General features: G+C 36.1%; 14 protein-coding genes. 6 read left to right on the top strand and 8 right to left on the bottom strand.

Translation table 11 applies throughout. The features are described from left to right. The first annotated feature begins 3 nt into the window (after window positions 1–3). Together GX311_00525 and GX311_00530 are read left to right on the top strand one after the other, a co-directional pair. Window positions 4–1,299 carry a U32 family peptidase gene (locus tag GX311_00525; protein ID NLK14863.1) on the top strand — a complete coding sequence of 432 codons (1,296 nt, stop codon included), beginning with the start codon at window positions 4–6 and terminating at the stop codon, window positions 1,297–1,299. A gap of 88 nt (window positions 1,300–1,387) precedes the next feature. Then, entirely contained in the window at window positions 1,388–2,968 is a 1,581-nt protein-coding gene (locus GX311_00530; GenBank protein NLK14864.1) for an O-antigen ligase family protein, read from the top strand. 74 nt (window positions 2,969–3,042) lie between these two features. Here GX311_00530 and GX311_00535 read toward each other — a convergent pair whose 3' ends face one another. The 6 genes from GX311_00535 to GX311_00560 all read right to left on the bottom strand — a co-directional run bounded on the left by GX311_00535 (window position 3,043) and on the right by GX311_00560 (window position 12,582). After that, entirely contained in the window at window positions 3,043–5,430 is a 2,388-nt protein-coding gene (locus tag GX311_00535) for a TonB-dependent receptor (GenBank protein ID NLK14865.1), read from the bottom strand. An 87-nt stretch (window positions 5,431–5,517) separates the two neighbouring features. Beyond that, entirely contained in the window at window positions 5,518–6,093 is a 576-nt protein-coding gene (locus GX311_00540) for a Crp/Fnr family transcriptional regulator (protein NLK14866.1), read from the bottom strand. Between the two features lie 322 nt (window positions 6,094–6,415). Continuing rightward, on the bottom strand, window positions 6,416–7,741 hold the full coding sequence (locus tag GX311_00545; GenBank protein NLK14867.1) for a peptidoglycan DD-metalloendopeptidase family protein: 1,326 nt from the start codon (window positions 7,739–7,741) through the stop codon (window positions 6,416–6,418). Between the two features lie 146 nt (window positions 7,742–7,887). Next, window positions 7,888–8,772, bottom strand: a complete 885-nt coding sequence (locus tag GX311_00550; GenBank protein NLK14868.1) for a YitT family protein — start codon at window positions 8,770–8,772, stop codon at window positions 7,888–7,890. Between the two features lie 30 nt (window positions 8,773–8,802). After that, window positions 8,803–9,687, bottom strand: coding sequence for a YitT family protein (locus GX311_00555; protein NLK14869.1), 885 nt, complete (start codon window positions 9,685–9,687; stop codon window positions 8,803–8,805). Window positions 9,688–9,801: 114 nt separating this feature from the next. Then, window positions 9,802–12,582, bottom strand: coding sequence for a leucine--tRNA ligase (locus tag GX311_00560; GenBank protein ID NLK14870.1), 2,781 nt, complete (start codon window positions 12,580–12,582; stop codon window positions 9,802–9,804). Window positions 12,583–12,840: 258 nt separating this feature from the next. On the opposite strand from GX311_00560, the gene ychF reads away from it, so the two are divergent. After that, on the top strand, window positions 12,841–13,935 hold the full coding sequence (ychF, locus tag GX311_00565) for a redox-regulated ATPase YchF (GenBank protein NLK14871.1): 1,095 nt from the start codon (window positions 12,841–12,843) through the stop codon (window positions 13,933–13,935). 108 nt (window positions 13,936–14,043) lie between these two features. On the opposite strand, the gene galE is transcribed toward ychF, so the two are convergent. Both galE and GX311_00575 read right to left on the bottom strand, forming a co-directional pair. After that, window positions 14,044–15,060: a UDP-glucose 4-epimerase GalE gene (gene galE / locus GX311_00570; GenBank protein NLK14872.1), complete on the bottom strand. Its 1,017-nt coding sequence runs from the start codon at window positions 15,058–15,060 to the stop codon at window positions 14,044–14,046. 65 nt (window positions 15,061–15,125) lie between these two features. Then, complete coding sequence (locus GX311_00575) at window positions 15,126–16,400, bottom strand: DUF2851 family protein (GenBank protein ID NLK14873.1); 1,275 nt, start codon at window positions 16,398–16,400, stop codon at window positions 15,126–15,128. Between the two features lie 355 nt (window positions 16,401–16,755). On the opposite strand from GX311_00575, the gene GX311_00580 reads away from it, so the two are divergent. The 3 genes from GX311_00580 to GX311_00590 all read left to right on the top strand — a co-directional run bounded on the left by GX311_00580 (window position 16,756) and on the right by GX311_00590 (window position 19,609). Continuing rightward, entirely contained in the window at window positions 16,756–17,196 is a 441-nt protein-coding gene (locus GX311_00580; GenBank protein NLK14874.1) for a hypothetical protein, read from the top strand. Window positions 17,197–17,681: 485 nt separating this feature from the next. After that, entirely contained in the window at window positions 17,682–18,977 is a 1,296-nt protein-coding gene (locus GX311_00585; protein NLK14875.1) for a tyrosine--tRNA ligase, read from the top strand. 2 nt (window positions 18,978–18,979) lie between these two features. Next, the gene (locus GX311_00590) at window positions 18,980–19,609 is read left to right on the top strand and encodes a CoA pyrophosphatase (GenBank protein NLK14876.1); all 630 of its coding nucleotides are present in this window, start codon (window positions 18,980–18,982) and stop codon (window positions 19,607–19,609) included. Window positions 19,610–19,620: the final 11 nt, after the last annotated feature.

A 19,620-nucleotide genomic window follows, 5' to 3' on the forward strand; every position in this document is an offset into this window, starting at 1 on the left:
TATATGAGCCAATCACAATCTAAAGTCTTATTGAACGGTCCTATAAAGCGAAGCGAGGTCGAACTTATGGCTCCTGCCGGTAATTTTGAATCGTTACAAGCAGCTATTCAGGGAGGTGCCGATTCTGTTTATTTTGGTATTGGTCGTCTAAATATGAGGTCAAAATCGTCAATAAATTTCACGATAGACGATTTGCCAGAAATTGTTAGGCGATGCAAAGAAAGCAATACTCTTACATATCTGACAGTCAACACTATTATATACGATAGCGATATAGATGAAATGAAACAAATAGTTGATGCAGCCAAAAAATATGGAGTTTCAGCAATCATTGCTTCAGATATTGCAACACTTCAATATGCATCGACACAAGGGGTTGAAATACACGCTTCTACACAAATGAATATTACCAATATTGAATCACTGAGGTTTTATTCGCAATGGATTGATGTGGCTGTGTTGGCACGTGAACTAAACCTTAACCAAGTATCATACATTACAAGAAAAATAAAAGAAGATAATATTCGAGGTCCAAAAGGAGATTTAGTTAGAATTGAGATGTTTGCTCATGGTGCATTGTGTATGGCTGTTTCAGGTAAATGCTATCTAAGTCTTCACGAAACAGGTGCATCGGCAAATCGTGGGGCATGCCAACAAACATGCAGAAAGGGCTACATAGTAACCGAAAAAGAGACAGGTAATGAATTAGAGATTGATAATGAGTATATTATGTCGCCCAAAGATTTGTGCACAATAGGTTTTTTAAACAAAATCATTGATTCAGGTGTCAGGGTGTTAAAAATTGAAGGACGTGCCCGTGGTCCCGAATACGTAAAAAAAACCTGTCAAATATACAACAAAGCGTTAGAGGCATTAGAAACCAATAGTTACACTAACGAAAATATTGAAATATGGAAACGCGAATTGTCAACAGTATTTAATCGCGGATTTTGGGATGGATACTATTTAGGGCAACGTTTAGGCGAATGGAGCAATGTTTACGGAAGCAAAGCAACCCACTCTAAAGCTTATATTGCTAAGGTAACTAACTATTTCTCAAACATTAATGTTATTGAATTAAAGATAGAAAGCGGATCTCTTTCCGTTGGACAGAAAGTTATGATAATAGGTCCAACAACAGGTGTGTATGAGTTTGTTATTGAGGAAATTAGAGTGGAAAACAAAAGTGTTGCGAAAGCGGTGAAGGGTAATGTTATCTCTGTGCCAACTAAAGAATTAGTCAGAAGGGGTGATAAGTTATACGCATTTGTAGAAAACGAAACAATTAAAATTTCATAAGCTAAATGCTTTTAAAGTCACATACAACAATATTGGATTAAAAATCGTTTTATGATTTTACGTATATTTATCAAATATTGATTATTCTATGCGCAATATATCTCTGTTTAACATACGTAACTTGTTCATGTTGGGATTGCTCACTATTGTGGCATCACTTCCATCATCGCCGTATTTCACGAGTATTGGACAGTGGATACTAGTTTTAGCGTGGTTAGCCGATAAAAACCTTATAACTAAAGTTAAAGGCATACTTAAAAACAAGACCCTTATTGCATTTCTAAGTTTTTATATATTACACGCATTGAGCCTGTTATGGACAACAGACTACCAGTATGGATTACACGATTTAAAAATAAAACTACCCTTTTTAATACTTCCTTTAATACTTGCCACATCGGCACCTTTAAACCCAAAAGAGTTAAAAGTACTCTTTTGGGTTTTTATTTTATCTGTTTTTACAGTGTCATTAATTGGAATATATACCATATCCTTTACGGAACAAGGACAAACTGCAGATTATAGAAATATGTCTCGTTTCATAAGCCATATACGATTTTCACTTATGTTGAATTTATCTATTGTGGCACTGCTATTTATTGCTTTTGAAAACCTGCAAACAAAAACGGTTCTAAAAGTAATATGTCTAATCCTATCACTTTACTTTGTCTTTTTTATATTGATAATGAAATCATTAACAGGAATTGTTGTTTTAGGAGCACTATTTTTGTTATTGTTTTTTTATTTTATTAAAAAAATTAAGTCTGAGGTTGGTAGGTGGGTTTTATATGTCTTTTTAATTTTCTCTATACTATTTTCTGTTTCATATGTTGTACGTTCTTACGCCAAATACTCATATCGTGCTGATGAAGCTTTTGATAAACTTGAAAAAACAACCATTAACGGCAACTTATACTATCACGACACAACTTCATCACAAAGAGAAAATGGATTTTTGGTTAATATAAACGTATGTCAAAAAGAGCTAAAGCAAGAATGGAATAAAATTGCAAATACTCATTATGACTCACTTGGAGCAAACAATTATCAAATTAAATACACTTTAATAAGATATCTCACCAGCAAAGGATTAACTAAGGATTCTGTCGGAATTTCAAAACTTACAAAAAGGGATATCATCGCTATTGAAAACGGCATAGCCAACCATATTTTCTTAAATAAATTTAGCTTATATCCGAGGCTATATGAACTATTCTGGGAATACGAATATTACAAATCGGGCAGACAAATAGGTGGACAAAGTGTTGTTCAACGGCTTTATTATATTGAGGCTGGTTGGAATATTTTTTTAGATAATAAAATTATTGGTGTTGGTGTTGGCGATGTCCAATCTGCATATGACAATTACTATATTACAACTGATAGCCCTATAGAACCTGCTTTTAGACTAAGAGCTCATAATCAGTATTTAACGTTTTTACTTACTTTTGGTATATTGGGATTTATTGTAATAATCTTTAGCCAGTTTTACCCTGCGTACAGGCTAAAAAAACAGGGGAATTTATCAGAATTGTTCATTCCATTCATAGTTATAGTCCTTCTTTCAATGTTAAATGAAGATTCTCTTGAAACGCAAGCAGGTGCGACATTTTATGCGTTTTTTTATTCTCTATTTACGTGGGGATTAAGAAAACCTGAAATTAGTTAAAAGTTTATAAAGATTTGACTATTTTAAAATTACAATTGGTATAACTTTCCGCTCTCTACTTCTAGAGCGTCTGATTACAACGAAAAATTAATTCTGTAAGTTACCATTGGTGTAAAACCTTGTAAAAGAGCTTCTTTAAAAGAATCTGATTCAACATCATAGGCTATGGTGTAGATGTTTCGGTGATTTGTTAGGTTTTGTAGGTCAACTGCCAGTTCTTCTGTGTAAGTCTTTTTATTTCTCCTATAACCAATTCGCAAATCTATTCTAAAATAGTCGCGTAGTTGCAGTTCATTTACACGGCTTTTATCTATAACTATCTGGTTTTGAGTGCATAGCTCCTTGATTACAGGTGTGTAGCGTGTTCCGCCCGCAAGCGAACCTTTGATGTCGGCAATGAGTGTCCGACCCTTTTTTAATGGTAACTCATAACCCGAAGCGAGATTAAATAGATATTTTCCATCGAAAACAGTACTCCACTCTTTTTTGTTAAATCCGTTTGTATAAGTTGACCTGTAAAACGTTAAGTTAAAGAGCAAATAATAGTTGCGACTCATGAATTTTTCTATAGTAAACTCTATGCCGTAGTTTTTGCCTGTGCCTTTGTTTACAAGATTTTCTTCGCGCATAATAACGTTATCACCTGCTCCACCTGCTTGCAAGATTGTATAAACTTCATTGGGGTCATTTTTCACGGGAATATTGTAGAGCCATTGATAGTAAGTCTCTGCTTTTATGTGCCAATCGGGTGCGAATGCCCAATCGTAAAATAAATTAGCGTGGACACTTTTCATAAATCCAAGTTTTTTGTTGGTATACTCAATATCGCCATCTGATGTAAGAGTTCTGATAAAATAGAAGGTGCGTGGAATCATTTGACTGTGCAGCCCTCCTGCAAATCCAATGGTGTGCTTTTCTGCAGGTGTATAGCGTGCACCAAGTCTAGGCTCAACGGCATATTTATTGTTCATATCAAGATACATTCCATGTAAACCGCCTGTTAGCACTAATTTAGACGCAATGTTTTGTCTGAATTGCGCATAGGTACGCCAAAGACCAAAATATCCATCTTCATCAACAATGGTAAAAAGTCCTATACTATCAAACGACATTCTTTCTAAATATTTTACGTCATACAAATCATACTTCGCTCCCACTTGAATTGATGTATTATAGGAAAAACGATGTTCTATTTTTGGATGAAGCGAATATTTATTTTCTATTGCTTTTTCTTCGAATATCGATATCCACTCAGCATTGGGCTGTGTTAATGACATAGTATCAACAGGCATATGGGTGTTACCCCTTACAAAAGAGAGTAAAGTGGTAAGCTTAGTTTTTGGTGTAAAAGTAACACTGTGCGTTGTTCCAAAAACAAAAGTTTTTGATTCAACTTTAACTCGTTGGTCCCTTTTATTGAAAAAACTACTGTCATCAACATCAATATATCCTTCAACTTCAGAAAATTTAAAGCCAATTTCGCTTATACCGAACAACGCTATTACAGAAATGTTATTTTTATCATTTATATCTAAATTAAGTTTCGTGGTTATATCTTGATATTTAGGTACTACACCTTTGTATAAACCAATGTGTGACATCAAATCGGGAATAGAGTATCTATAAGAAACGATGTATGATGAACCGTTCTTCTTTGAAAAATAACCCTCCGAGCCTACTTCAATGCCGTTAAAACCCATTTGTCCCCAAAATTCATGCTTTTTATTGTTTCCCTTTCTCATGCTAAGGTCGAATATTCCAGCCATCGCATTGCCGTATGGTGCAGGCCAAGCACTCATGTGAAAATCGGAGTTTGAAAGCAAGTTGGTATTAAGCAGTGTAACTTGTCCACCTGTCATTCCAACACCATTATAGAAGTGATTTAAGTTGGGGATTTCCACTCCATCAAGTACCCACTGAACGCCTACAGGCGAGTTACCCCTTATTATAATGTCGTTTCGAGAATCATTTGCAGGTATAACTCCCGGAAAACTACGAACCATACGAGCTGGGTCACCAAGCGAACCAGCAAATCTAAAGGTCTCTTCAGTGCTAAATGTTCTTGACCCTGCAAGACTTAATTTGTTAATTGCTCGACTTTTATCGTATCTTGCTACCACTGTAACGTCTTGCAATTCAACAGCAGAGGGTTCTAAAGTTATATTCAGAACAACTTCTTTCCCTGTATTTACCAATATATCAACGTGTTGTGAAAGAAAACCCATACAACTGAATCTCAACCTTTGGCGTCCAACAGGAACGCTGAAAGTAAAATTACCATGTTCATCAGTAATCGTTCCTATGGCAGGGTCACTCCCCTCAACATATATGGAAGCTTGAACCAACTCTTGCGTAGGATCACCTGAAACTATTACACCTCTTACTGTTTCTACTAAACCATTTTGTGCAACGCCCACAGATACTGACAAAATCATAAACAATGACACACAGAATTTTTGCATTTTTTTTAATTCTAAATTAACATTAAAATTTTTGCAAAATTAAATTGCACAGTCATAAAAAAACTTACCATAAGATAAGAAATGACCTTACAATATCTTTTTTCTAATTCTACTTAAACTTTCGGGTGTAATTCCTAAATACGATGCTATGTATTTGCTGGGTGTTCGTTGTAATATATGCGGTTGTTTTTTAAGTATCTCGATATATCGTTGTTCAGCAGTTTTTGTTAAAATATCGATTTGTTGTTCCTGTCTTTGAATAAACGAATTTTCGGCTGCTGTTTGGCAAATAATCTTGCCATAATCGGTCTGTGAAAGCTCGTTAAAATTTTTACGGCTCATTCTGAATAGTTTGCATTTTTCAAAACAAACTAGTTCAATACCAGTAGGTTGATCGGTTAGAAAGGACATGTAATCAAGCAAAAAATCACCTTCGTAACACAGTTCGACACAAATGTAATTATTGTTTGAATACAACAAAAGACCACCCGAACCTTCGAGAATAAAATAAAAATCGCCGGCTACTTCGTTGCGTTTTTTTATGACTTCGTTTTTTTGTTTTTCAACAATTTCACCTTGTTGTGCAAAATATTCCCAAACATGCAACGGTGCTTGATAATAAAGGTCGAAAGTGGCTTTAATTTTTTTTGCTACCTCGTTCATTTTAGCAAATCAATCTTGGTTATTAAAAAAATAGCGTTGACGTAACTGCTTAAAAGTAACAAAATTAATAAAAAAAATACCATAAAAAATATAACGAGTGTAGCTAGTGAAAATCTTATGAAAAATAGACCTCCATAAAAATCCAAATAATAAGCGCAAAGCCTGTATAAATCAACAAAGATCACAACCAATGCGTATCGGGGAATATATTTATAGCTTACGCAAACTTACAATCTTTACATTTTGGCAATCCCCAAACAACGAAAATTGGCATCATGCCGATGACATAATTGATAATTGTTAATTGCTAATTGCTTTTAACTCAATTGTCTCTCTTTATGATATTTCTATCTGTATGGGGTTTAATTCTATTTGGATACTTTTCATGTAGTTCATTATCAGCTTTAATTAAGCTCTCAATCATTTCATTTTTAATACGTTCGTACTCCTCGCGATTAATCTTCTTGATAGGCTCAACAGGTGGCGATTCAACTTTTAGAGGGTCAACGGGATGTCCGTTTTTCCAAAATCTAAAGTCTAAGTGCGGACCTGTAGATAAACCTGTAGTGCCCACATAACCAATCAATTGTCCCTGTTTTACCTGTACACCTTTTCTTATGCCTTTGGCATAGTTGGATAGATGAAGATAGCCAGTCGTGTAAACGCTATTGTGTTTTATACGAATAGATTTTCCTCCTTGTGCAGTATATTCAACTTTTTCAACAACACCATCTCCAACACTATAAACAGGTGTACCTGCGGGGGCTGCATAATCCACTCCGAGATGCGGTCTGCGGTATTTTAATATCGGATGCATCCGGCTATGACTATATCTCGATGAAATACGGCTAAAACGCAAAGGTGCTTTTAAAAAAGTTCGTTGGAGACTTTCTCCCTTATCATCAAAATATCCGGCTACACTATCTTGCGTGAACTGAATTGCGTAATAATCTTTATTTTGATGATTGAATATTGCTGAATAGATATTACCTATCCCAACCGGCACTGTATCAACATATTGCTCGTCGTAAATTACCGAAAAGTGGTCATCTTTTTGTAAGCCAAAAAAGTCGATGCTCCACGCATAAATCTCCGACAGTTCTATTGACATAATTGGGTTAATCCCAAACTCAATCATGGCATTCCATAAGTTCGATTCTATAATTCCTGAAGCTATCCTGCGTACATTTATCACCTCTTTTTGCTGCGCTTTAACTTCAATTGAGTCGCCAAAAGAGAAGAGCATATAGTTTACCTTATCTTGCTCATACACAAAGTGTAATGGAACGGTATCAGAATTACATATCATCACATAAGGATTACCCGAACGTATGGTCTTTAAGTCGAATACTGGCTCGGTTAATTTTGTAATCTCTGCAATGGTTTGAGGTGAAACATTATACTGTTTCAGTATATCTGAGAATGTTTGTTTTCGTTTTACAACACCTTCAATAATAATCAAGCTATCGACAGCGATACCATAAAGATATGTTGGTTCAACTTCTGGCTCTACGACAACCTCTTCTGTGACTTGGGAAAGTGCCTCAATCTCCCTTTGATACTTAATTTTCTTCCAATAAAATATTCCTATAACTGACAGTGCTATTGTTAAAACTGCAATTATCGAAATAATTATCCACTTTTTCATTTTTATATATTTAGTTAAAAGTTTAAGTGATTGGCTATTTGCCTTTAGCTATTGGCTATTTGCTATTTGCAATGCGGTGTACCGCATTGTTAATTCGTAACTCGTAATTCGTAATTGTTCATTATTCATTGCTAATTGCTAATTCGTTATGCTCTTATTTTTTCAAATCCTTTTCCGTAAGTTCCCATGACAGAGGCTACTGACATGAAAGCATTGGGGTCTATCTCTTTTACTATTTGAAAGACTCTTGACATTTCATGTTTTCTTATTATTATCAATAATATTTTTGTGTCTGTTCTTGTGAAATAGCCCTGTCCATCAATAAATGTTATACCACGTCCAGTATTAGCTCCTAACTCATCACTTATCTCCTCGTATTTTGGGGAAAAGATAAAGATTTGGGCTGTCTGTTTGTTACCTTCAATAACTAAGTCAATGGAATAAGCCATAATTGCCATTGTCACAAAACCGTAAACAACACTACCTATATTTCCGAAAACGAACATGCTACATGAGATTATAATTACGTCCATATATAATATTGCTCGTCCCGGGCTTATGTTGCGGAATTTATTGATAATCATGGCGATAATATCGGTACCGCCTGTCGATCCACCTTGCGAAAAGACAATTCCAATACCGACACCGTCTAAGGCTCCACCAATTACAGCAAACAGAAATGGATCTACATCCATAAATCCCTCTTCTGGAATAATAAACTGTAGCAGTGCTAAAAAAATCGATAAAACAATTACGCTATAAATTGTTTTGACACCAAAACTGGCTCCTAATATTTTTACGGCTAAGCCTACTAAAAAAATGTTTATAACAAAAAACGTTGCACTAACAGGTAACCAACCACTGGAAGCATAATAAACAAGAGTTGCAACACCGGTAATGCCACCGCCAACTATTTTCCCGGGAATTAAAAATGCTGCCCAAGCAAACGCATTTACAAGAAGTCCGAATGTCATTATAATCCAACTTCTTGTCTGTTTTGCAAACCCAGCTTTTTTTAATAATTGATTCATTTAATTATTAATTTCTGTTTTGTAAATTCGTTAAGCTCTTATTTTTTCAAATCCCTTTCCGTAAGTTCCCATGACAGAGGCTACTGACATGAAAGCATCGGGGTCTATTTTTTTTACTATTTGAAAAACTCGCGACATTTCGTGTTTTCTTATTATTATCAATAAGATTTTTGTATCAGTTCTTGTAAAATATCCTTGTCCGTCAATAAATGTTATACCACGTCCGATATTAGCTCCTAACTCACTACCTATCTCCTCATATTTTGGGGAAAAAATAAAGATTTGAGCTGTCTGTTTTTTACCCTCAATAATTAAATCAACAGAATAAGCCAAAACAGCCATTGTCACAAAACCGTAAACAAGACTACCTATGTTTTTGAAAACCAATACACTACTTGAAATAATAAGTATGTCCATATACAAGATTGCACGTCCAGGGCTTATATTTCGGTACTTGTTGATTATCATGGCAATAATGTCTGTGCCACCTGTCGAGCCTCCCTGTGTAAAGACAATTCCTACACCTATACCACCCAAGGCTCCACCAATTACAGCAAAAAGGAAAGGATCCACATCCATAAGTCCCTCTTTTGGTAGAACCAACTGGAGTACAGCCAAGAATACCGATAAAACAATTACGTTGTAGATTGTTTTAACCCCAAAACTGGCTCCCAAAATTTTTATAGCAATGGCTACTAAAAAAATGTTTATTATGAAAAACGTAACACTGACGGGTATCCATCCGTTGGTAGCGTAATAAATAATCGTTGCAACACCGGTAACTCCTCCCCCAACCATTTTTCCGGGAATTAGAAATGCAGTCCAACCAAGAGCATTGACAAAGAGTCCAAATGTCATTATAATCCAGCTTCTTATTTGTCTTGCTAATCCTTCTTTTTTTAATAATTTGCTCATTTATTTCTATTAATTAATCTCTGTTTTTATATCAAACTAATATTATTGCGTTTATCTCATAAAGGGCACGCTTATTTGTAATAATGCCAACAAGTAAAATTAAATTGGGATAATTTAAATAACGATATTAATTATCTTTTTGGGAACAACTATGATCTTTTTAGGTTTAGAGTCTTGCATAAATTTCTTGGTATTTTCATTGGCAAGTACTATTCTTTCAATATCTTGAGGTGTTGCCTGAGCGTCAATGTTAATTTTGAATCTAACTTTACCATTAAACGATACAGGGTATTCAATCATGCTTTCTGTTAAATGCTTATCATCCCAAGTGGGCCAAGCTTCATCAACAATACTATTTTTATAACCTAATACACTCCACAGCTCTTCAGTAATATGTGGTGCAAAGGGGTTCAGAATAATAAGTAATGGTTCGAGTATCGCTTTTTTATTGCATTTTAAGTCTGAAAGTTCATTTACACAAATCATAAAGGCACTAACAGATGTGTTAAACGAAAATCTTTCAATATCCTCTGACACTTTTTTGATGGTTTTATGTAAAGTTTTCAGCTCAGCTTCGGTGGGAGTTTCATCTGATACAACAAAAGTATCTTTGTCATAAAATAGTCGCCAAAGTTTTCTCAAAAATCGGCTAACTCCGTCTATTCCGTTGGTATCCCATGGTTTACTTAACTCTAATGGACCAAGAAACATTTCATAAACTCGAAGTGTGTCGGCACCATATTGTTCAATAATATCGTCGGGATTAACAACGTTGTACATTGATTTTGACATCTTTTCAATAGCCCAGCCACAATAATATTTATTGTCTTCGAGTATAAACTCGGCTGTTTCAAACTCATTTCTCCACTGTTTAAATGCCTCTATATCAAGAATATCATTATGAACAATATTTACATCGACATGAATTTCCGTAGTATCATATTTATCAATAAGTCCGTGTGAAACGAAAGTATTTGTGCCTTTTATACGATATACAAAATTACTTCGTCCTTGTATCATTCCCTGATTTATTAGCTTGCGGAAAGGCTCATCTTTACATACGATACCAATATCGTACAAAAATTTGTTCCAAAAACGGCTGTAAATCAAGTGTCCTGTGGCGTGTTCGGTTCCACCGATATATAAATCAACATCTTGCCAATAGTTATTTGCCTCTTTAGAAACTAACTCCTTATCGTTGTGAGGATCCATATACCTTAAATAATAAGCAGACGAGCCAGCAAAACCAGGCATTGTGCTTAATTCGTAAGGATATCCCTCTTTTGTTTCCCAATCTTTAGCACGACCAAGCGGAGGTTGTCCATCTTCGGTTGGTAAATATGTGTCAATTTCGGGAAGCTCTAATGGCAAATCATTCTCACTTAGAACTTGTGGCAAACCATCAACATAAAATACCGGAAAAGGCTCACCCCAGTAGCGTTGACGACTAAAAATCGCATCGCGTAAGCGGTAGTTTACCTTAGCCTGACCAAGTTTCGATTTTTCGATATGCTCTATAATGGTTTCAACAGCTTTGGGTACGTCTAAACCGTCTATCATTTCTGAATTAATAACGGTGCCCTCTTTCGCATCGTAAGAGTCCGCCCAGTCGGCAACGTTGCTCGGCTTGTCGCCGGGTGCAACTACAACCTGAACAATCGGCAAATTGAAGTGTCGTGCAAATGCAAAATCGCGGCTATCGTGAGCAGGGACAGCCATAATAGCTCCTGTCCCATATCCACTTAAAACATAGTCGGCAATCCAGATAGGTATTTTATTGCCTGTCAATGGGTTAATAGCATAAGAACCAGTAAAAACTCCGCTAACTGTTTTTGCATCGGCTATGCGCTCGCGTTCAGTTCGGGTAAGTGTTTTTTCTATATATGCCTCAACCTCAGACATTTTGTCGGGTGTTGTCAATTTTTTAGACAACTCGTGCTCTGGTGCTAAAACCATAAATGTTGCACCGAAAATAGTGTCGGGACGAGTTGTAAAAATCTCTAAAGAGTGGTCGTGACCTACGATATCAAAATATACCACTGCTCCTTTGCTATAACCAATCCAGTTGCGCTGGATTTCGACCAACGACTCGCTCCATTCAATATTTTCAAGACCTTTAAGCAGACGTTCAGCATAAGCCGATACTCTTAAAGACCACTGTTTCATCCGTTTTTGAAAAACAGGATATCCTCCGCGCTCTGAAACGCCATCTTTTACTTCGTCGTTTGCAAGTACCGTGCCTAATTCTGGACACCAGTTTACCATTGCTTCAGCCAAATATGCTATGCGATAGTTAAGTAGTGTCTCCTGCTTTTGGTTCGAGTTGAACTGCTTCCACTGCTGTGCCGAGAACGACATTGGCTCTGTACAAGCTGCATCAACACCTTCGGTTCCGTTTTTGTCGAAGTGTTTAATAAGATTTTCAATAGGCTCAGCCTTTTGGGTTTTATTGTTAAACCAGTGGTTAAACATCTGTATAAAAGCCCACTGAGTCCACTTATAATAATTTGGGTCACAAGTTCTTACCTCTCTATCCCAATCGTAAGAGAAACCTATTTTATCTAATTGTTCGCGATATCTTTTGATATTGTTCTCTGTGGTAATAGCCGGATGTTGCCCGGTTTGAATTGCGAACTGCTCAGCTGGCAAGCCAAAAGAGTCGTATCCCATTGGGTGTAAGACATTAAACCCACAATGACGTTTGTAACGAGAATAGATGTCGCTTGCTATATATCCAAGTGGATGTCCAACATGTAGCCCTGCCCCTGAAGGATAGGGAAACATATCAAGCACATAGTATTTGGGTTTAGATTGGTCTTCCGTTATTTTATAAACCTTGTGGTCTTTCCAATACTGTTGCCACTTCTGCTCAATATCGTTGAACTTATACTCCATTTATTTTTTAGATTTCAAGGCGGCGAATTTACAAACAATTTCGATACGCTACAAACTACAGTTGTTAACAATTGGTTAAAAGTTATCTCCTAAATCACCATAAAACAATCTATTAGAGTATGTTAATAAATTTATATTTTAATAGACGGGCTGATATATGAAATCAAAACATTGCTAAAAAAATGAATTAAACACCAATTCTTGTCAAATACCAAATATTTCGGGTTAAATTTGCAGCCTAATTAAAAACAGAAACCAATGAGTTTACAGTGTGGAATAATAGGAATTGCCAACGTGGGTAAAAGCACTATTTTTAATTGTATGGCTTCAAATAAAGCAGAGACAAGCAATTTCGCATATAGCAACAAAACCAATTTAAGCATTATAAACGTACCCGATTCGCGGCTATACGAATTAGAGAAACACCAACCCACGGAAAGAATTTTACATACCACAGTAGAAATTGTCGATATACCCGGGTTAACCAAAAGTGCCGGACGAACCGACAAAAGCGCAAATCAATTTCTTTCCGAAATCCGCAATTGCGATGCTTTAATTCACGTTTTACGATGCTTTGATGATGAGAATCTTCCACACGTTGATGGCTCTGTAAATCCAGTAAGGGATATAGAAACCGTGAACCTTGAACTGCAAATAAAAGATTTGGAATCGGTTGAGAAAAAAATAACGAGACTCGAAAAAGTTGCAAAATCGGGCGACAAGGATGCAAAAAAAGGCATCGAGATTCTTAACGTTTATAAAGAACACCTTGAAAACTTCCAAAACGCATCGACGGCTCCCGTTGCTCCCGAACACACACACTTTATTGACGATATCTTTTTACTTACTGTAAAACCAATTATTTACGTTTGCAATGTCGATGACAACTCAGCTGTTAAAGGGAATAAATATGTTGAGCAAGTCAAAGAGTTTTTGAAAAACGATAAAACTGAGGTACTTGTGATTGCTGGTGCTATGGAATCGGAAATCTCGGAGCTTGAAACAGAAGATGACCGAATGGCATTTTTACAAGATATGGGTTTAACTGAACCTGGCGTAAATAAGCTTATTCGTGCAGCGTACTCATTGTTGGATTTGGAGACTTTTTTCACAGTAGGACCAAAAGAGATACGCGCCTGGACAATAAAAAAAGGTGCAACCGCACCACAAGCTGCAGGCGTTATACATAGCGACTTAGAGCGTGGTTTTATACGTGCCGAAGTTATGAAATATACTGATTTTGTAACACTTGGTTCAGAACAAGCCTGCAAGGAGAAAGGAAAACTTTCAATTGAAGGGAAAAACTACGTTGTGCAAGATGGCGATATTTTGCATATTAGGTTTAACGTGTGATATTTATAGTATAACACAGACTACACAGATTTAACAGATTTACACGGATAAAATCTGTGAAAAATCCGTTTAATCTGTGTTATCTGTGTTCGATTCATTCGTAATTGCTCATTGAATATTCTTTTCCCATTTCCAAGCATTTCTTAGGGTTTCTGCCAATGGGGTGTTTGCTTTCCACCCTAACGTTTTGTTTGCCAACGTTGAGTCTGCCCAAATTTTCTCAATATCGCCTGCACGACGCTCTGCGAACGAATAGTTTAGATTTACACCTGTCGCATTTACAAAAGTTTCAACAAGTTCCAAAACAGTCGTTCCCCGACCTGTTCCAATGTTAAGAGCCTCATAAACAGGCTTATCTGGCTTACTGTCAAGATATTTCAATGCGCACAAGTGAGCATCGGCTAAATCGTTAATATCAATAAAGTCACGAATGCAAGTACCATCGGGGGTGTTGTAATCGTTACCGAAAATTCGAAGTTCCTTTCTAATACCCGCCGCAGTTTGCGTAATATATGGCACTAGATTGTTTGGCACACCTCGTGGCAGCTCACCAAGCAATCCAGAAGGGTGTGCACCAATTGGATTAAAGTACCGCAACGACATAACTTTCAGTTTGGCGTCACTTTTAACTACATCACTAAGAATGTCTTCACATATCTTTTTTGTGTTTCCGTAGGGAGATTCAGCTTTAACTAACGGGCTTTGCTCAGTAACGGGCAAAACATCTGGTTGCCCATAAACAGTAGCAGATGAAGAAAACACGAAGTTTTTTAAACCATACTTCAATCCTATTTCAAGAACACTTAAAATGCCGCCAATATTATTAGCGTAATATTTAAGGGGTTGCTTAACCGACTCTCCAACAGCTTTGCTGGCTGCAAAATGTATTACCGAATCGATATCGCGATTTTTAGACCAAAATTGATCAAGCTGCTCTTTATTGCAAATATCAATAACTGCTTTTTGTGGCATTTTCCCAGTGATAGCCTTGATTCTGTCGTAAACTTTTACGTCACTGTTGGAAAAATTATCAAGGATAACAATATCATGACCTTCGTTTATCATTAAAACCGAGGTGTGCGACCCGATAAATCCTGCTCCTCCGGTAATCAATATTTTCTTCATTTATTAAGTCGTTTTTTAGTTCTGCCTGCAAATATAAGGTTTTTAACTCTGTTGACAGTGTAATTCTATATTTCAGCAACCAATCTGCAACCAATTCTGCATTCGAGACACCGTTTTTTATCACAGTAACTATTTTTTAACTCTAAGTACGCTTGTGACTGCCGAGCGTTTGTTATTTCGGCACCCAATTCGCGCCACTTCTCAATAATTGAATTATTCTCTGGCGATATCTGTTCTAACCACTCTATTGATTTTATTTTCAAATATTCAGCACCATTAAACATGCCGTAAGCAAACAAAAATGGAGAGACCGTATTTATAATTATACCTTCGATTGATTGGTCGCCTATTTCAGAAATCTTACGCTTTGCAGGTTTACCAAAATTGTAATGATTTTGCCAATACTCCGAAACGGGTTGTTTGAAATACTTAAAGAGCTCTTGAACATCTTCTGTATCAATTAAAAGACCAATAAAATCTGTAGATTTGTTAAAAAGTGCTGCAAGTTGAGCTATACGAACTGTAGGAAAATTTGTTGGTCTAATTCTAAAAAACTTCCATTCGGAATAGTTCAACGATTTTAAGTTGTATTTATGCTTTAAAAACTCATATTCCTTTATTAACAATGCCATGTAATCATCAGTCTCGTTTTCGTTATTATCTAAAAAACCAGCTTGACCGAACAAAAGAGCTTCTAGCGATACTTGATTGTCAGATATTTTTTTGACAATTGATAAAGGTAGCGATTGCGCCAGTCTTTCAAATGGCATTGCATTAACCTTAAATCCTAAGTTTTTGCATAGTAGTCTGTAAAACAACTCGTTAAAATCGTTTTTTGTATCTTCTAATATTGATAGAATATCGTTGTATTTGCGCTCCATTCTTTCAACTGATAGTGCCTCTATCCAGATATTTAAAAATAGAGTTTCTACCGTGCTAAAGCTCGATTCACACGGAATCCAACGCCGGCTTTCGTACAATTCGCGGTAGTTACTCGAAATTTTGGGATGAAACTTCATTTCAAACGTTGGTACCTTATATCCACTTTGAGTTATTATATCAGCGTTATTCTCATACACCACGTGCAAAATAACGTTGTTGTATGCGGGGTCTTCGGAGTGTTTGTGACTATTCCAATCGGACGATTTACAATGCACCTCAACACATCCAGCCCACACCGTTTCGCCTATTTTTATTCGAGCATCAATAAAATCGGGACCTGAATCGCTGTTTTGCATTCCTGGAGATGCAACTTGAATATCCTGACCATCAGCGGTTTTCATCGCCTGTCTGTCGTATAATCCGTATTGCCAAATATGTTGCAAAATCTTCTCGTCCATAGATTATGCATTTTCGTTGCAAGGTAAAAATAATTATTTATATGTGAGGTAAAAGGTACAAGGAGAAAGTCAAAAGTTTGAAAAACAGAAGATGCTGCAAACTACTAATATCAATACATTAAGGAAAGAGATAGTAAACTCTACCTACACAATATGCTTATATCCAGCAATTTAAATGTTGATTAAAAATTGTTGATTGTTAAATACCTTCAACTTATACCAAGAAATAAAAAATAAATTTGTAATTTTACGAACAGTAGTAACAAAAGAATAAAATCAATTTGGATAGTTGACATATAAACACTACTATTGTATTTCTAAATAGAATAATAAAAACACAATAACCTAAAGAGGTATGAAACGTGTACTCTTAATAATTGGAATTTCACTATCGGCAATATTGATGAATAATGTTGCGGTTGGACAATGCAATAATTTTACTAAAAAAACATGTATTCCTCAACTAAGCCCATATATATTCAATGGACAAGTGAATGCAACTTTACTCAATGAAGGCGATGTGGCCGAAGTTGTCCTCACTTTTTACGCAAATCAAGATTACCGCTTATTGATTTGTTCTGAAAGTCTATTAGGCAATATAGAATTCCGATTATATGATACACAAAACACGCTTTTATTTGACAACAAAAAATATGATTATGCAAAAATGTGGGATTTCAACTCCACTGCCACACAGCAGATACGCGTTGAGATTGAAGTCCCTGAAGGTTTAGATCTTGACAATATAGCAAAAAATGGATGTGTTTCCATTTTGGTGGGGTTTAAGGATAAATAATTATACTATTTTATATTTTACAGCCCGTTAGCGTTGCTTGCGGGCTTTTTTTATTAAACAAAGGTATTACTGAACAACGAATATTATTCACACTAGTGACACAACAAATAGAAATAACAATGATTTAAGCAAAAAATAAGCCGATAGGTTTCTATCGGCTGGAGCAGGGGACTTGCCCTATTCGGGACGAAGCACCCCCCACGTTACAAACATACCAAAACAACTTATACAAACCAAACACTTTAAATAATAAACAAGAGATTAAAATTTTCTTTGGTGATTATTTGTACAAAGCAATCAACTTTAAAATAAAACCACATAATTTCAACCCTAACTTAATAAGCCTTTATGCTATATTACGTATACCCTACATTCCAAAAGTTAATTGAAGTAGCGAACACATTAAATTTCGTATATTTGTAACCCAAAAATCAATTGTTCGTTTTTATTCAAAACCTACAATGATATTATAAAACAGACAATTTATGATAAAAAATTTTGTTGAAGAACTCCGATGGCGTGGAATGATACACGATATAATGCCCAGAACCGAAGAGGTTTTAATGAAAGAGAGTGTTGCCGGATACGTAGGCATTGACCCTACTGCCGACTCTCTACATATAGGACACCTTGTTTCTATAATGATGCTCCGCCATTTTCAAGAAGCCGGACATAAACCCATTTTACTTATCGGTGGTGCCACAGGTATGATTGGCGATCCAAGCGGTAAAAGCGAGGAACGCAACCTCCTAGATGTAACCACATTACGCAAAAATCAGGAAGCAATTCAAAAACAGGCAATGCACTTTTTGAGATTCGACGATTCCGCCAACAGTGCCGTTGTTGCAAACAATTATGACTGGATGTCTAAAATGTCATTCCTTGATTTTATACGTGATATAGGCAAACATATAACCGTAAATTATATGATGTCTAAAGACAGCGTTAAAAAACGCATATCGGGCGAGGATCGTGAAGGAATGTCATTTACAGAGTTTTCGTACCAACTTGTACAAGGAACCGATTTCCTAGAACTATACAATACTTACAATTGCAAACTACAAATGGGCGGAAGCGACCAATGGGGCAATATCACAACTGGAACAGAGCTTATAAGAAGAAAAACCGGTGGCGAAGCTTTCGCAATTACTTGTCCTTTGATTACCAAATCTGATGGTGGAAAATTTGGAAAAACTGAACAGGGAAATATTTGGTTAGACAAAAATTATACATCACCATATCAGTTTTATCAGTTCTGGATTAACGTATCGGACGAAGATGCTGAAAAATATATCAAAATATTTACTCTGCTGACGAAAGAAGAGATCGAAGAAATAATCGAGAAGCATAGAACAGAGCCTCATTTAAGATATTTACAAAATCGTCTGGCTGAGGAGATTACAATTTTTGTTCACGGAGAGGAAGATTTGGAAGTTGCACGTAAAGCAAGTCAGATTTTGTTTGGCAATGCAACACAAGAGACACTTACCCAAATTGACGAAAAGACATTTCTATCAGTGTTCGACGGCGTACCACAATTTTTCGTCAAAAAATCAGAATTAAGAAGTGGTGTATCTGTTATCTCCCTTCTTGCCGAAAAAACTAAGGTTTTTGCTTCAAAGGGCGAGTTGCGAAGAATGGTTCAAGGCGGAGGATTAAGTATCAATAAAGAAAAAATTGATGATACCGAACAGAGTATCAACACCGACAAACTATTAAATGATAAATATTTATTGATACAAAAGGGTAAGAAAAACTACACGTTGATTGTTTGTCAATAGTAATGAATGTTTCGGAATTTGTTGAAAAAATCAATCAGGGATTAAAAGCTGGACTTCCAGGCGAAAAAACGCATCGGATAATGCTTCCTAACCAAAGGAGTCTAACACCTACTAAAGATGACGACGCTAAGAAAAGTGCAGTGCTAATATTAGTTGATTTCAACAGCCAAGATCCAAACCTGACATTTATTGAACGCGCTAGATATGATGGCGTTCATAGTGGTCAAATAGCCTTCCCGGGTGGTAAGTTTGAAAAATCGAAAGATAGAACTTTAATTGATACAGCTATACGGGAAACATTTGAAGAAGTTGGGTATAAAGCCGTAGAGGGTCAAATTGTGTGTGAACTATCGAAACTTTATATAGAAGTAAGTAATACTGTTATTTATCCGTATGTCGCAATTGTTCCGCAATTGCCTGTGCTAAAGCCAAATAGCATTGAGGTTGAAGATGTTTTCTCGGTTCCCCTAAAAAAATTTACCAGCAAAAATATTAACAAAGGCTTATTTAAGGGACATGATTATATGGTTGAAGCCCCTTATTGGAACGTTAAAGGCAAAAGAATATGGGGAGCTACTGCAATGATGGTTGCCGAACTTGTTGGCTTGTTGAACGAAAACAATACAATATAATAAAGTCTAAA

The sequence above is a fragment of the Bacteroidales bacterium genome (assembly GCA_012519055.1).
Lineage (GTDB): Bacteria > Bacteroidota > Bacteroidia > Bacteroidales > Salinivirgaceae > JAAYQU01.